The following is a 14,508-nucleotide window of genomic DNA, read 5'->3' on the forward strand; positions in this document are numbered from 1 at the left end:
CCCTCATTGTCCTCAATCCTGCGCGAGCTGTCCCCGCAGGTAACGCCGCCGCAACACCGCCCCCGCCACCAGCAGCGGCAGTGCCGCGGCGCAGGCGACCAGCCCCAGCAGCATCGGCGACCAGCCCATCAGGCTGTGAACGCCAAAGGCCGAGGGCAGGATCAGCAGCAGTGCGCCCAGCGTCAGCAGCCACAGCCCCCAGCGCCGCGGCCGCACCGCCACCATCCGCATCTCGTGCCGCAACGCCTTGCGCCGGGCCTTCTCGGAATCGGGATGGGGTGGCTGGCTGTTCCGCACGATCGGCCTCTTGCTGGATATCCTTCCAATTATGGTCTCCATCGCCCCGGCGCAAGGCGATCGGCTCGCGAAGGGCTTCCCCTGCCGCCGCGCTTGCGCTATCCATTGCCCATATCCCCGGGGGACCGTCCGCAGACGGTTGAGAGGCGGCTTTGTGGCCGCGACCCGCTGAACCTGATCCAGTTGACACTGGCGTAGGGAGGGAAGCGCGTTGTGCCACTCATCCCGTGACACCGCCCGCACTCTCTTTCCGCCTGAAGGAGAGAGAAGTTATGGCAGACGTCCCCGCCCGCACCGAAATGCGCGTCACGACAGGCCCGATTCGCGGCTCGAAGAAGATCCATGTCGGCCCGCGCAAGGTTGCCATGCGCGAGATTCATCTCGAGCCGGGGAGCGGCGAGCCGCCTGTCCGCGTCTATGACACGTCCGGCCCCTATACCGATCCGGACGCGCATATCGATATCATGGCGGGCCTCCAGCAGCTGCGTCGTGACTGGATCCGCGAGCGCGGCGATGTCGAGGAATATGATGCGCGCGAGATCAAGCCGGAGGATAATGGCCTCAAAGGCCCCGATCGTTCGGGCGGCGTCCAGCCCTTCCCCAATGTCGTGAAGCGCCCGCTGCGCGCCAAGCCCGGCGCCAACGTCTCGCAGATGCACTATGCCCGCCGCGGCATCATCACCCCGGAAATGGAATATGTGGCGGAACGCGAAAATCTCGGCCGCGCCCGCCTCGCCGAATATGTCCGCGACGGCGAAAGCTGGGGCGCGTCGATCCCCGACTATGTGACGCCCGAATTCGTCCGCGATGAGGTCGCCCGCGGCCGCGCTATCATCCCGTCCAACATCAACCACCCGGAATCCGAGCCGATGGCGATCGGCCGCAATTTCCTGGTGAAGATCAACGCCAATATCGGCAACTCGGCCGTCGCATCCGACGTCGCCTCCGAAGTCGACAAGCTGGTCTGGTCGATCCGCTGGGGCGCCGACACGGTGATGGACCTCTCCACCGGCCGCAACATCCACGACACCCGCGAATGGATCATCCGCAACTCGCCCGTGCCGATCGGCACCGTGCCCATCTATCAGGCGCTCGAAAAGGTCGGCGGCATCGCCGAAGACCTGACCTGGGACATCTTCCGCGATACGCTGATCGAACAGGCCGAGCAGGGCGTCGACTATTTCACCATCCATGCCGGCGTGCGCCTCGCCTACATCCCGATGGCGGCCAAGCGCGTCACCGGCATCGTCTCGCGCGGCGGGTCGATCATGGCGAAATGGTGCCTGGCGCACCACAAGGAGAGCTTTCTCTACGAGCATTTTGGCGAGATCACGGAGATCATGAAGGCCTATGACATCGCCTATTCGCTGGGCGATGGCCTGCGCCCCGGATCGATCGCCGACGCCAATGACGAAGCGCAATTCTCCGAACTCTACACGCTGGGTGAACTGACCCACCGCGCCTGGAAACAGGATGTGCAGGTGATGATCGAAGGGCCGGGCCATGTCCCCATGCACAAGATCAAGGAGAATATGGAAAAGCAGCTCCAGGTCTGCGGCGAAGCGCCCTTCTATACGCTCGGGCCGCTCACCACCGACATCGCGCCGGGCTACGACCATATCACTTCAGGGATCGGCGCGGCGCAGATCGGCTGGTATGGCACGGCGATGCTCTGCTACGTCACGCCCAAGGAGCATCTGGGCCTGCCCGACCGTGACGACGTGAAGGTCGGCGTCGTCACCTACAAGCTCGCCGCCCACGCCGCCGACCTGGCAAAGGGGCATCCGGCCGCCAAGGTCCGCGACGACGCGCTCAGCCGTGCGCGTTTCGAGTTCCGCTGGCGCGACCAGTTCAACCTGTCGCTCGATCCCGACACGGCCGAACAATATCATGACCAGACCCTGCCGGCCGAAGGCGCCAAGAGCGCCCATTTTTGCTCGATGTGCGGCCCCAAATTCTGCTCGATGAAGATCACGCAGGAAGTGAGGGATTTCGCGGCGAAGAAGAACCAGCCCGCCGACGGCTTCCTGGCGGCGGGCCTGACGGGCGCCGAAGTCGCCGAAGCCAGCAAGGCCGCGGCCTTGAAAGGCATGGAAGAGATGAGCAAACTCTTCAAGGAAACCGGCAGCGAACTCTATATGGGCGCCGGTGGCAGGGAGCATGATTGATGAATTGGTAGATTGAAAATGGATGTGGAAGGGTCTTGATAATCCTTCCACATGCAATAGCATGAAAACATGTACCTGATGTATGTCGATGAAAGTGGTGACACAGGGCTTGTTGGATCTCCAACGCGTTATTTTGCGTTAAGTGGGATCGTTGTTCATGAGCGACGATGGCGACCATTCATTGACAGGTTGATTGCATTGCGAAAGACGCTGAAAAGTGTCTATGGGCTGCCCATTCGTACGGAGTTGCATGCTTCTGAATATATCAGGAGTCCGGTACATGGTTTGGCCAAGCATCATAGGTTATCTATTTTGAGAAATGCCATTGACGAATTGGCAAAAATACCTGAAATTTCAATTACAAACGTAATTGTTGATAAGGCAGGGAAGCCTGCAGATTATGACGTTTTTCAAAGTGCTTGGGGTGTTTTGTTTCAAAGATTTGAGAATACGCTGTTCTTTGGTAACTACCCTGGGAAATATCGGGATGATTTTGGTCTAGTATTGACCGATGCGACGGCAGGAGAAAAGCTTTCCCGCATGGTTAGGCGAATGGCTGTATATAATCCAATTCCAAGCTCTTATGGTGGAACGAGAAATATCCCAATCACTAAGATTATTGAAGATCCTCACGGGAAAGATTCAAAGGCGTCTTTGGCAATTCAGATGGCCGACATATGTGCTTATTTTTTGCAGCAAAAATATGCACCTAACAGCTACGTCAAGCGTAAGGGTGGTCATCTATACTTTGACCGTCTCCAGCCGGTTTTGAACACGGCGGCAAGCAAGTCAAACGCGCTGGGCATTGTGTAACTATAAAAAGGGCGGATAACCGAAGCTACCCGCCGGGTCAGTCCTACTTCCCGGTTGTGCCGAGTTTCAGACCATTTCTTATAATAATGATTCTACCTTTTTTTTCAAGAATTTAAACTGATTCAGTTTCAGAGACTTAGCGGATGATGCCGGTGAACGTTGTCGTGAAGCGCCATCTCAGTTATAACCCGCGTATGAACATGCCCCTCAAGATCACGAAGATCGGCAATAGCGCCGGGGTGATCCTGCCCAAGGAATTGCTGGCGCATCTCCAGGCGGCGGCTGGTGACAGCCTTTCGGTTGTCCTCACGTCGCGCGGTATCGAACTATCGGCCGCCGAGCCGGATTTCGAGGCGCAGATGGCCGCTGCGCGGGAAGTCATGGCGCGGCGCAAGCGGGCGCTGCGCGAACTGGCGAAATAATGGCCCGGCCCGATTGGGTCTGGATCACGCCCGCCGTGGCGGAAGCCGCCCATGCCGAGCAGATTGCCGAACATGGCGGGGGCGGCGATGCGCTGCGCGATCGCGGCCTGTTCGAAAGCGCGATGGCGCGGCCCGAGCAACTCGCCCATTATGGTGAACCGGATGCCGCTGCCCTGGCGGCTGCTTACGCCTATGGGCTGGCGCGCAACCATCCCTTTGTCGATGGCAACAAGCGGATTGCGGCGGTGGTCAGCGAAACCTTCCTGCTGCTGAACGGTCATGGCCTGACCGCGGCCGATGCTGAACTGGTCGTGGCCTTCATGGAACTGGCACCCGGCACCCTGTCGGAGGAAGAACTGGCCGACTGGTTCCGCCACCATCTCGCCCCCTGACACCCCGGCGCCAATATCCCCTGTCCTACACGGCGATCCTCTGATCTACCCTGGGGAATGACACAGAACCTCCCCGCTCGCCCGCCCGCGCAGCCCGCGCCGGCCATCTTCACCCCGGCCCGCTGGACCCCGGCCCGGCAGCGAACCTTCCTGACCGCCCTCTACCAGAGCGGCAGCGTGGCCCAGGCCGCGCGCATGGTCGGCATGTCGCCCTCCAGCGCGCATCGCCTGCGTCGTCGCCTTGTCGGCACCGCCTTCGACCGGGACTGGAGCAACGCGCTGGCGCTCCATGCCCAGGCGATGGCCGACCCGATCGCCACCCAGCTTCGCCCCCAGGCCGCGACGCGGCGCTGAGGCATATCGGTGCAAAACAGGTGCAAAGCTGTCGCGTCACCGGGGCATCATGGGCGCGCTATGCGTCGCCCCGGTGGTGCGTTCTGATGCAGAACAGGCGCGTGGGTGACGCGCGGCCGGTGCAAAAGCGGCGCAAATCCCCCGAAAAGGTCGATAACGCTGTGAACTTCGGGCGTGACCCTGGGGCGAACCGGCGTCCGCCCGCCGGTTCAGGCCTCCAGCATGCGCAGGGTGCGGCGCTTCTTCCAGTCGAGTACCACCTGGATGCGCATGCTCCAGCTGCCGTCCCAATCGACCGCCAGGTCATGGGCGTCGAGCTGGGCGGCGATCCGTCGGCCGATATCGAGCGCTGCCGCCTCGCCCGCCGCGCAGGCACCGTAATTGAGGTAGAGCGCCTCGCCCTCGACCGCCGCCTCGGTGTCCTGCATGTGGAAAAAGGCATAGCCCTCGGCCGGGCGCCCTTCGCCGATCGCTTCCTCGATCTCGTCCCAGATCTCGATCGCGCCGCAACTGCCGCAGCAGGTGAAATTCTGCCGCGCGATCACGCCTTCGGCCTCCAGCGCGGCAAAGGCGGCGTCCAGCCGGTCGCAATCGGTCATGTCGGGCCAGGCCTTTTCGGCGGCATTATGTTCGGCCAGCGCCTGCCGCAGCGCGGCCGATGCCTCGCGGCGCAGGGTCGGGCCGGGCAGTTCCTCGACGAACGTGTCGTGGGCGGCGGTCAGGATCGCGTCATCGTCATGAAATCCCCCGGCGACGTCGCGCCACACCTGGTCGCGCAGCGCCGCGAGCGGATCATAGGGGGGAAGGGCGGGCTCTTGCTCGGGGGCGTTGGTCTTGCCGAAGATTCGATTCCACAATGCGCCGAACATGCGTTTGCCTGCCTCCCGCGATGCACTTTACTCCACCCCAACATGGCGTGGCTTCGGGCAAAGGAAAAGGGGGCATTTGACCCATGAATCGCGACAGCTTCACGGTCCGCCGCAGCGATGCCCCCAAATGGCCTGTCGGTCCTTATGGCGCGGGTTCCAGCACCACGTCCCAATGATCTTCCGTCACCGCCATGTGCTTCGCCTCCTCGGCATCGAATGCCGCCTTGTCGGGGAACATCCGTGCCTTGGCCGCCGCCATCGCTGCCTTGTACGCTTCACCCGCGCCCACGCCGTCGGCGCCATGCTTGTAGACGATGGTGGTGCGCACGTCCCATCGCGTGCTGCCGCCCATATGGGTGAAGGGCATCTCGACCGTGACCTCGCTGATATAGCCCTGCCGCATCATCTCGCGCAGCAACGCCTCATGCTGCTTGTGATAGGTGGTCAGGAACTGGCCCATCCCGCCCCATTTGACGCGGTAGTAATTTTCCACCTTCAACGGGCCGTCGGCGGGGGCCGCGGTCTGGGCGGCGGCGGGTGCGGCAGCCAGGCCGGCGAGCAGGATCAGGGCAGGGGGAAAACGCATCGGGCAGGGGGCCTTTCGCAATCGAAGATCATCTGCCCCTACAGACGGATCAGCCGCCAATTTCCGCGCCCGTGGCGCAATCGCGCTTGCTCGCTGCCGCGTCCCGCCCCACCATGGGGTCATCCCTACCGCGCAAAGGACCGCCGATGACCCGCCACCGCCTCTGGACCGTCCTGACCCTGCCCGTCCTCCTGTCTGCCACGCTGGCCGCCTGCAGCGGCGAGAAGAACAGCCCGGCCGACAATGCCGCCGACAATGCGGTCAACGCGGTCGAAAATGCCATGGCGAACGCCGCCAACGCGACCAATGCCGCCGCTTCCAAAGGGGACGCCTTCAGCCCCTATGTCGGCAAATATCCCTTCGACAAGGTCGGCGCCCATAGCTGGAACGATGATCCCGCCGTGGTCGCGGCGGTGAAGGCGGCGGTCGCGGACAAGGCGGTGCGCAAATGGGTGCTGGAAGAGGGCGGCCCGTCCTCGCCGATCGCGACCGTCGACGGCAAGGTCGCGGCCTGGTCGTGCGAAATCCATAATTGCGGCCCGCACCAATGGCTGACCCTGGTCGACCCGGCCAGCGGCACGGCCGAGGTCTGCTATTATGACGAGTCCGTTGATGCCCAGTCGACCCGCTGGTTCAAGGCCGGCAAGGAAGAAAAACGTCCGGGCCAATGCCCTGACGTGTCGAACTGACGGGACAGGGGCGCCACATGATGCGGCGCCACCTCTGCCGCTATTGGACGACGACCCGCACCCGGCCCAGATTCTGGATGCGGGCATAGGGTGTGGCGGCGTCGCCCTTGCGCTCCGACGCGATGCGCAGCGCGGGGAAATAGGTGCCGGGCGCGGCGAAGCTGTGGCGTGTGGTCAGGGTCAGGCTGCTGCCCGAACCGCCGGGCAGCTTCGCCTTCTCGGCAAAGGCGCCGCTGCCGTCGAAATCCCATTCCGCCGACACGATCCGGCCAGTGCCCGGCGGTACGCTGATGGTCGCGCGGAAGGTCACGGCCGCGCCGGGCTTCACGACGGCTTTCGCGCCACCATTGGCGGTGACGCTGGCGACCGGCTGGATGCCGCCCCGTGCCGCCGCATCGGCCGGCACGATCACCTGGCCATGATCGATGCGATAGGCGGTGTTGGCGGGCGGGGTGATGCCCTTTTCCACCCAGGCGGACAGGTCGCGCAGCGCCTGTTCCAGCACGCCCAGATAACTGACCGTGCGGGTCGGGTCTTCTTGCTTGCTGCTGTCGCCGTGCAGCGCATGGTCGGTGAACCAGATGCGGAAATTCTGGTCTGCGCCCGCGCCCTGCGCAGCGATCACCCGCTGGCGATACCAGTCACCCTGCCAGGGCATGGCTTCGCGATCCCACAGATTTTCGACCAGGATCATCTTGCCCTGGAACTGCCCGGTCATCGGCGGCTGGCCCATCGGCTTGCCAGTGGTCGCCGCAGTGAAAAGCGGGCCGAGCAGGAAGGGGCGCTGCGGATAGAGCGGCTTGCCATCGGGCCCGCGAAACTGGTCCCAGACCGGATAGCCGGCATCGACGGGCGGCACCTGATGCCAGTGATAGGTTTCGGCGGCGAGGAAATTGCTGTTGTCGACGCGGACCTTGTCGCCGGCCTTCAGAAGGTCGACCACGGCATCGTCCACCACGCCCAGGATCACGACATCGCCGGCGATCCGGTTGATCGTCAGCCGCTTGCCCTGCGCCGTGCCCGACCCGACGATCAGGTCACCGCCGACGAAATAGGTGGCGGGCGGCGGGCTCGACAGGCGGAAAGCGACGATGCGCTGCGCCGCCCGGCCCTGCAGCGCGGCAAAGGCATTGTCGACATTGGCGGCGCCATCGGTGATGCGGGTGTCGAGCTTCAGTTCGGCTGCCTGCGCCGCGCTGATCGGCGCGGCAATGGTCGCATCATGCTGCAGCCGATAGCCCTCGAAGCTCTTCGGGTCATCATGGCCAAGATAACCCGGCTTGGTCCAGAAATCGGTGAAATAGCCGGCGTCGGCCATCACCATCCCGCCATAGAGGGCGGCAAAGCCGTGGATGCCCATCGTCTTCCAGCCGAACCAGCTGGGCGTCGGGAACCCCATCGCCGTCACTTCGCGCAACACCGACGCCTGCTGCGGCGTCAGCCCGGCATAGGGATCGCCCGAGCCGCCCGGTTCGACCGCATCCAATATCTTGGGGAATTTGTCGTTGAGAACCCGCATCGCGCGCATCCGCACGGAGAACATGTTGGGCGGCGCCATCGGCGATCCCAGCACATAGGGGACGACGCCGTCCCACACGCCGGTCGTATTCTCGATCGACCCGACCGTGCGGAAGCCGCCGCCGCTGCCGCCAAAGGCATAGCCATAGGGGCGCTTGCCGCCGTACATCTGCTGCGCGACGACCCGCGAATAGCGGGCCGAAGCGGCATTGGCGCGATAGGCGGCGATGGTGAAATCGTTGGGCTTGCCCGGCATGCCCACCTGGTCGCGGCCGCCGCCATTGGTCTCGACATAATAGCCGCCCGACGCGATGGAGAAGCCGATATAATTTTCCTCGCCGTCGGTCAGCTTCTGCGCCAGATTCTCGTCATCCGGGACCGGGGTGATGTGCTGGAAGAAGCGGCCCTGATAGTGCGCCTTGTCGGGGAAATAGAAGGAGAAGCGGGTTTCCGTCCCCTTGAACCCGCCATGGACATAGCGGTGCCGCACCGGCGCATCGCGCCATTCGTCGATGTCGATATAGGGCTGGGTGAAGAGCGGGTCTTCGGCGGCGCTTGCCGGGGTTGCAGGCGCGCCGTCCTGCTGCGCCCCCGCCATGCCGGCCATCAGTAGCGCTGACAGGGCTGTCATGCCCATTGCAATCGATCGACGCATCGCTTCCTCTCCCTTTTTACCGGTTCAGGCTGCGGCCTCCAGCACCGCCCTGCCGGTCCGTTCGTCCCAATGATCCGCATCGCCGCCGAGCGCGCCATTCAGCATCGCGCGCTTCAGGAACAGGTGACAGGGATGTTCCATGGTGAGGCCAATACCGCCATGGAGCTGGATCGCCTCTTCCGCGACCAGCCGATAGACGGCGCAGGCCAGCGCCTTGAGCGCGCCCAGCGCGATGATATCGACGTCGGCCTGCTGCGCCCGGCTCCAGAACAGGGCGTCGGCGGCGGTCAGTTGCGTCCGCATGTCGGCGACGCGATGCTTGAGCGCCTGGAACAGCGCCAGCGGCCGATCGAACTGCTGCCGCGTTTCGAGATAGGCGACGGTCATGGCCAGCGCCGCCTCCGCGCCGCCCAGGCTGTCGCCCGCCAGACAGAAGAGGCGCAGCGCCTCGATCCGATCGGCCAGCGCGCGGGCGGCATCGCCCTGCGCCAGCGTGAGGCCGGGGCCTTCAAGGACGACACCGAACAGGCGACGGCTCTTGTCCCAGCCTTCCCGATAGGTGACGGCAACCTGCTCCGCCGGCACCAGCGCCACCCGATCGGCCGTGACGTGCAAAATATGGCTGGCGGTATCGGCATCGGGCACGCAGGTCAGGCGCTCAGCGCCATCCAGCCCGCCCGCCAGCGATGTGGTCATCACCTCGCCCGCCATGGCGTCGGCGATCAGCGCCTCGCGCTCCGGCAGATGATCGGCAGCGACCAGCGCCTCGATCGTCAGCATCTGCGCCAGCACGGGGCCGGGCACCAGCGCCTTGCCCACGCCCTGATGGATGACGCCCGCCGCCTCGCGGCCGAGGCCCAGGCCGCCCAGTTCCTCCGGCACGCCCATCATCAGCCAGCCCATCTCGGCGATCAGCGCCCAGCTCTGCGCCGCATCCGGGGCCAGATCGCTCTGGCCGAATGCCTTGTCGGCCGCATCCTGCACTTCCGCGCGGGTCATGGTCATGCCGCGCCCTCCTTCAAGGTCCAGCTTTTGGGTTCGCGCGGCATGCCGACCAGCCGTTCGGCGATGATGTTGCGTTGCACCTCGTCGCTGCCGCCGGCGATGGTCCAGGCATAGCTGTTCATGAAATCGGCCATCCAGTTGCCGGTCTCCATGCCGCCGCCAAAGGTGATCGGGCTGTGATATTGCGCCTCTATGCCGCCCAGCCGAATCCCGAGCGATGTGAATTCCCGCAGCGTGCGGGAGTAGGACAGCTTGACGATCGACGCGTCGCCGACCCGCTCGATCCCGGCGATGCGGTTGGCGAGGAACTGGTCGGCGACGGCGCAGCTGGCATCCACCTTGGCGCTCAGCCGGCCGAAGTCGCGCACTATGCCCTGATCGTCCTGCCGGCCCTGCGCGCGGATCAGGTCGCCGAGCCGCCACAAGGCGCCACGCAGCCGGGCGCTCAACTCCAGCAGCGTCAGGCCACGTTCGGACGAGAGGGTCGATTGCGCCACCGCCCAGCCCTGCCCCTCTTCGCCCAGCCGGTCGCTGACGGGAATCTCGACATTGTCGAGGAACAGCTCGGCAAATTCCTCGTCACCGTGAATCTGGTGGATCGGCCGCGCGGTGACGCCCGGCGCCTTGAGGTCGAGCAACAGATAGGTGAGGCCCGCCTGTTTCGGCCCGTCATTGCTGGTGCGCACCAGCAACAGGCATTTGTCGGCGAACTGGCCCATGGTCGACCAGAGCTTCTGGCCGTTCACCACATATGTGTCGCCAACCCGCTCGGCGCGGGTGCGGACATTGGCCAGGTCGGACCCGGCATTGGGCTCGGAAAAGCCCTGGCACCAGATTTCGCCGGCCAGGATGCGCGGGATCAGCAGCGCCTGCTGCGCCTCGCTCGCCCATTCGAACAGGGTGCAGGCGGCATGATAGGTCGACATGAAGGACAGCAGCAGCCGCGGCGTATCGGCGCGCGCCAGTTCCTCGTAGAGGATCTTCTGTTCGGCAAGCGAGCGGCCGCCGCCCGGCCACGCCGCCGGCCAGTGCGGCACGGCATAGCCGCCCTCGACCAGCTTGGCGAACCAGTCGCGCTGGATTTGCAGGAAGGCGGCCTCGCTGCTGCTGCGCTCACGCCAGCCGTGCGGCGCATTGTCGGCCAGCCACTGGCGCACCTCCATCCGCAGCCTGTCGAGCGCGTCGGTCAAAGCCTGCCCCTCCATCCCGTTCCGGTTCCTCTCATGCCCGACGCTAGGCCCAATTGCGCGGCCCCCCGCAAGATGGCGGCCGGCGATATCCCCAAGGCGATGGCGCTAGATCGCCACCTCGATCATGTCGTCGACGATGCGGACGGGATAGGTGGCGATCGGTTCGCTCGCCGGGCCGGTCAGCGGCGCGCCGGTCTCCAGGTCGAACCGGGCGCCATGGGCCGGGCAGGCGATCCAGCCGAGACGAATGCGGCCGCAGGCCAGCGGTTCGTCGGCATGGGAACAGAGCGCGGCGATGGCATGAATCTGCCCGTCGCTGTTGCACAACAGGATGGTCCGTCCGTCGATGGTCACGCTTTTGGTCTTGCCCAGCGGCACCTCATCCAGGGAGGCTGCCATTTTGAAATCGCGCTCGCTCATGCCCGAAAGCTGCCCAAGCCGGTGGAGCGCGGCAAGACCCGGCCCAAGCCCATCACCGGGGCGTTCTCTTGCCCGCCGCCCTGTCGCGGCGCGCTGCTCTTAAGTATCGCATCCCTGTTCGGCAGGGGATGCGTGGACCAATGAATTTTGAATGGACGCAGGATGAAGAGGCTTTTCGCCAGCGGTTGCGCGACTTTCTCGCCGCGACGCTGCCGGAGGACTGGGAGCGTTTCTCGCAGCATGGCCCGGCCTCGCCCGCGCTGACCGACTATGCCCGCACTTTCTGCGGGCGCCTCGCCGACGAAGGCCTGCTGACCCCGCACTGGGCCAGGGAGATTGGCGGCCAAGGGCTCGATCCCTGGCACCAAACCATATTGGCCGAGGAAATGTGGATCGCGGGCGAACCGCGCGGCGGCCAATATATGAACGTCAACTGGGTCGGGCCGACATTGATCCGCTATGGGTCGGATGCGCAGAAGGCGCGCTATCTGCCCGCCATCACCGAGGGCCGGGCGCTCTGGTGCCAGGGCTTTTCCGAACCCGGTTCCGGCTCCGACCTCGCCTCGCTGCGCACCCGCGCGACCCGCGACGGCGATGTCTATCGCGTGTCGGGGCAGAAGATCTGGACCAGCTATGCGGGCCTGGCCGACACCTGTTTCCTGGTCTGCCGCACCAGCGACGATCGCAAGCAGGGCATTTCCATCCTGCTGGTGCCGATGGACACGCCCGGCATCACCGTGCGGCAAATCCCCTCGCTGATCGGCGAGGGCGACATTCATGAGGTCTTCTTCGACGAAGTCGTCGTGCCGGTTGAGGCGCGGCTGGGCGAGGAAGGCCAGGCCTGGGAGATTATCGGCTATTCGCTCACCAATGAGCGGCTCGGCATTCCGCGCTATGCCCTCGCCCGCGCGGCGCTCGACCGGGCGGTGGCGCTGCTCCAGGCACAAGGCGAATTTGCCGGCGAGGCGGTGCGGATCGAGGCCGCCCATGCCGCCGCCCTGTGCGAAGCGGCACGAATGGCCAGCTATGCGATCGTCGACCGCCGCTGCCGGGGCGAGGCAATCGGCGCCGAATCCAGCTCCGCCCGTTTCGCCACGGTGATGGCCGAACGGCGGGTATGCGAATTCATCGTCGAATATCTGCCGCAGGCACTGGCCGACGCCCACCCCTATCTCAAAATGCATCATCAGCGCGGGATCGTCGCGGGCATCGCCGCCGGCGCGGCGGAAATCCAGCTCAACATCATCGCCAGCGATGTGCTCAAACTGCCGCGGGAGCCGCGCTGATGGACCTGTCCCTGACCGACGACCAGATCGCGATTCTCGACGCGATCGACACGCTGACCCGGCCCTATGCCGGCGCGACGCTGCATGAGGCGGGCTTTGCCCTGGCCAGCGAGGCGCTGGACCGTGACCTCGCCGAAGGCGGCTTCCTCGACATCGGCTTCGATCCCGACCTCGGCGCGATCAGCGCCGCGCTGGTGGTCGAGCGGCTGGCGCGCCTGCCGCAGACGGTAGAGGCGGCGGCCAGCGCCCTCATCCGCCCATTGCTGGGCGACGCGACGCAGCGCCCGCTCTGCCTGGTGGAGGAAGGCAAGACCCATCGCCCGGTCCGCTTCCTTACGCCGGGCGCGATGGTGCTGCTGGTCGGACCGGACCGGGTGCGCAGCTTCGTCGCAGCGACTGAGCATATCCGGGCCGAACCGGAAGCGCTTTATGCCTATCCGATGGGCAGCCTGATCGCCCAGCCGGACGACCTTGCCGTTCACGCCGTATTGGCCGACGACGTCCGCACCCGCTGGCGCGTGGCGCTGGCGGCGGAGGCGGCGGGCCTGCTCGCCGCCGCGCTCGACAGCACGGCGACCTATGTCACCGATCGCCAGCAATTCGGCCGCCCGCTCGCCACCTTCCAGGCGCTGCGCCATCGCCTGGCCGAGGCGCAGGTGCGCGCCAATGGCCTTTACTGGCTGGCGATGAAGGCGGCCGGCACGCTCGATGCCGGGGACGCAGCGCTGGCGGCGCTGCATGCGCAGGAATCGGCGCGCAGCTGCGTCTATGACTTCCACCAGTTCCTGGGCGCCATGGGCATGACGCTGGAGCATCCACTGCACCTGTGGACCTATCGGCTCAAGGCGCTGATCGGCGATCTGGGTGGACGCGGCCGCCAGGCGCTGGACGCCGCCGACGCGCTCTGGGGTTAGCTCAGCTTGGGCTTGATCTCCTCGATCACCCAGCGGGCATAATCCTCATATTCGCTGATGCTGCGCACCGCCGGGATCGGCACCGAACTCATGGTGACGCCCAGCGTCGCGAACCAGCCCAGCCGGTCGATGATCTCCGGCGCGGTCATGCCCGGCCGGGCGCGCGGATCGTCGACCACGGCATGGCCCTCACCGACCCGGCTGGTGGCAAAGCCGTACATCACGTCGAACGGCCGGCCGTCATAGCCCGGCTGCGACTTGATGAAGTCGATCTTCGCCGGAATATCCTCAGGTCTGGTCAGATAGGGCCACCAGCCACTGGCATGACGGGCGGCGCGCTTCAGCACCGCGTCGGCCTCCCCGCCCATCCAGATCGGCAGATGCGGCTGCTGCACCGGGCGCGGAGCAAAGGCGACATCGCGGAAGGAGACGAACTCGCCCTCGAACTGCGGATCGTCGCTGGTCCACAGCTCGACGATCGCGGCGAGATATTCGTCGCACATCCGCCCGCGCTGGTGGAAGGGGACGCCGAGCAGGTCGAACTCCTGCTCCAGCCAGCCCGCGCCGAAGGTCACCATCGCCCGGCCGCCCGACAGCCAGTCGATCGTCGACAGCGCCTTGGCGGTGATCGCGGGATGCTGCAGCGGCAGGATCGCGATCGAGCTGTTGATGCGGATGCGGCTGGTCGCCCCGGCATAATAGCCCATCGCCGCATAGGCATGGAAATGATGCGGCCCCGACAGGTCGACATGGGCGCGCGGGATCAGGAAATGTTCCGGCACGCTGATCATGTCGTAACCCAGATCGTCGGCCAGCTTCGCCAGCCGCGTCTGGTCCGCTCCGCTAACCGACAATTCCCAGGGCTGCATCGTCGCCTTCAGCTCGATCAGCCGGGGCATGCCGAAGGCGAATTTCATGACCCCGCCTCCC

At 65.2% G+C, this 14,508-nt stretch carries 16 protein-coding genes and 1 riboswitch; of the genes, 8 read left to right on the plus strand and 8 right to left on the minus strand.

The annotated features are described in order from the left end of the window. Positions 1 to 12: 12 nt before the first annotated feature. Positions 13 to 297: a hypothetical protein gene (locus tag ACI6S0_RS19940; RefSeq protein WP_434404079.1), complete on the minus strand. Its 285-nt coding sequence runs from the start codon at positions 295 to 297 to the stop codon at positions 13 to 15. A 108-nt stretch (positions 298 to 405) separates the two neighbouring features. Next, a riboswitch (TPP riboswitch) is annotated at positions 406 to 515 on the plus strand. Between the two features lie 54 nt (positions 516 to 569). Here ACI6S0_RS19940 and thiC point away from each other — a divergent pair. The 5 genes from thiC to ACI6S0_RS19965 all read left to right on the plus strand — a co-directional run bounded on the left by thiC (position 570) and on the right by ACI6S0_RS19965 (position 4,446). Then, positions 570 to 2,465: a phosphomethylpyrimidine synthase ThiC gene (thiC, locus tag ACI6S0_RS19945; RefSeq protein ID WP_434404081.1), complete on the plus strand. Its 1,896-nt coding sequence runs from the start codon at positions 570 to 572 to the stop codon at positions 2,463 to 2,465. A 69-nt stretch (positions 2,466 to 2,534) separates the two neighbouring features. Then, positions 2,535 to 3,278, plus strand: a complete 744-nt coding sequence (locus tag ACI6S0_RS19950) for a DUF3800 domain-containing protein (RefSeq protein WP_434404082.1) — start codon at positions 2,535 to 2,537, stop codon at positions 3,276 to 3,278. 194 nt (positions 3,279 to 3,472) lie between these two features. Next, on the plus strand, positions 3,473 to 3,700 hold the full coding sequence (locus ACI6S0_RS19955; protein ID WP_434405970.1) for an AbrB/MazE/SpoVT family DNA-binding domain-containing protein: 228 nt from the start codon (positions 3,473 to 3,475) through the stop codon (positions 3,698 to 3,700). Further along, complete coding sequence (locus tag ACI6S0_RS19960; protein WP_434404083.1) at positions 3,700 to 4,092, plus strand: type II toxin-antitoxin system death-on-curing family toxin; 393 nt, start codon at positions 3,700 to 3,702, stop codon at positions 4,090 to 4,092. Before ACI6S0_RS19955 ends, ACI6S0_RS19960 begins: the two co-directional genes overlap by 1 nt. Positions 4,093 to 4,149: 57 nt before the next feature. After that, positions 4,150 to 4,446 carry a LysR family transcriptional regulator gene (locus ACI6S0_RS19965; RefSeq protein WP_434404084.1) on the plus strand — a complete coding sequence of 99 codons (297 nt, stop codon included), beginning with the start codon at positions 4,150 to 4,152 and terminating at the stop codon, positions 4,444 to 4,446. A gap of 209 nt (positions 4,447 to 4,655) precedes the next feature. On the opposite strand, the gene ACI6S0_RS19970 is transcribed toward ACI6S0_RS19965, so the two are convergent. Then, positions 4,656 to 5,315 carry a DUF6891 domain-containing protein gene (locus tag ACI6S0_RS19970; protein ID WP_004209437.1) on the minus strand — a complete coding sequence of 220 codons (660 nt, stop codon included), beginning with the start codon at positions 5,313 to 5,315 and terminating at the stop codon, positions 4,656 to 4,658. A 142-nt stretch (positions 5,316 to 5,457) separates the two neighbouring features. Beyond that, positions 5,458 to 5,901: a hypothetical protein gene (locus ACI6S0_RS19975; protein WP_434404085.1), complete on the minus strand. Its 444-nt coding sequence runs from the start codon at positions 5,899 to 5,901 to the stop codon at positions 5,458 to 5,460. A gap of 146 nt (positions 5,902 to 6,047) precedes the next feature. Here ACI6S0_RS19975 and ACI6S0_RS19980 point away from each other — a divergent pair, with 146 nt between their 5' ends. Next, on the plus strand, positions 6,048 to 6,590 hold the full coding sequence (locus tag ACI6S0_RS19980) for a hypothetical protein (RefSeq protein ID WP_434404088.1): 543 nt from the start codon (positions 6,048 to 6,050) through the stop codon (positions 6,588 to 6,590). Positions 6,591 to 6,630: 40 nt separating this feature from the next. Here ACI6S0_RS19980 and ACI6S0_RS19985 read toward each other — a convergent pair whose 3' ends face one another. From ACI6S0_RS19985 to ACI6S0_RS20000, 4 genes are all read right to left on the minus strand, one after another. Continuing rightward, on the minus strand, positions 6,631 to 8,763 hold the full coding sequence (locus ACI6S0_RS19985; protein ID WP_434404089.1) for a hypothetical protein: 2,133 nt from the start codon (positions 8,761 to 8,763) through the stop codon (positions 6,631 to 6,633). Positions 8,764 to 8,787: 24 nt separating this feature from the next. Continuing rightward, positions 8,788 to 9,768 carry an acyl-CoA dehydrogenase family protein gene (locus ACI6S0_RS19990; protein WP_434404090.1) on the minus strand — a complete coding sequence of 327 codons (981 nt, stop codon included), beginning with the start codon at positions 9,766 to 9,768 and terminating at the stop codon, positions 8,788 to 8,790. Next, positions 9,765 to 10,973 carry an acyl-CoA dehydrogenase family protein gene (locus tag ACI6S0_RS19995; RefSeq protein ID WP_434404091.1) on the minus strand — a complete coding sequence of 403 codons (1,209 nt, stop codon included), beginning with the start codon at positions 10,971 to 10,973 and terminating at the stop codon, positions 9,765 to 9,767. Before ACI6S0_RS19995 ends, ACI6S0_RS19990 begins: the two co-directional genes overlap by 4 nt. Positions 10,974 to 11,063: 90 nt before the next feature. Continuing rightward, complete coding sequence (locus ACI6S0_RS20000) at positions 11,064 to 11,378, minus strand: Rieske (2Fe-2S) protein (RefSeq protein WP_052076579.1); 315 nt, start codon at positions 11,376 to 11,378, stop codon at positions 11,064 to 11,066. Positions 11,379 to 11,518: 140 nt separating this feature from the next. Between ACI6S0_RS20000 and ACI6S0_RS20005 the strand changes: the two genes are divergently transcribed. Continuing rightward, entirely contained in the window at positions 11,519 to 12,664 is a 1,146-nt protein-coding gene (locus tag ACI6S0_RS20005) for an acyl-CoA dehydrogenase family protein (protein ID WP_434404092.1), read from the plus strand. Beyond that, positions 12,664 to 13,578: an acyl-CoA dehydrogenase family protein gene (locus tag ACI6S0_RS20010; protein WP_434404093.1), complete on the plus strand. Its 915-nt coding sequence runs from the start codon at positions 12,664 to 12,666 to the stop codon at positions 13,576 to 13,578. Before ACI6S0_RS20005 ends, ACI6S0_RS20010 begins: the two co-directional genes overlap by 1 nt. Here the strand turns inward: ACI6S0_RS20010 and ACI6S0_RS20015 are convergent. Further along, complete coding sequence (locus tag ACI6S0_RS20015; RefSeq protein ID WP_434404094.1) at positions 13,575 to 14,495, minus strand: TIGR03619 family F420-dependent LLM class oxidoreductase; 921 nt, start codon at positions 14,493 to 14,495, stop codon at positions 13,575 to 13,577. The two genes, ACI6S0_RS20010 and ACI6S0_RS20015, sit on opposite strands and share 4 nt — an antisense overlap. Positions 14,496 to 14,508: the final 13 nt, after the last annotated feature.

The sequence above is a fragment of the Sphingobium sp. DN12 genome (assembly GCF_051058005.1).
GTDB classification, from domain to species: Bacteria; Pseudomonadota; Alphaproteobacteria; order Sphingomonadales; family Sphingomonadaceae; genus Sphingobium; species Sphingobium yanoikuyae.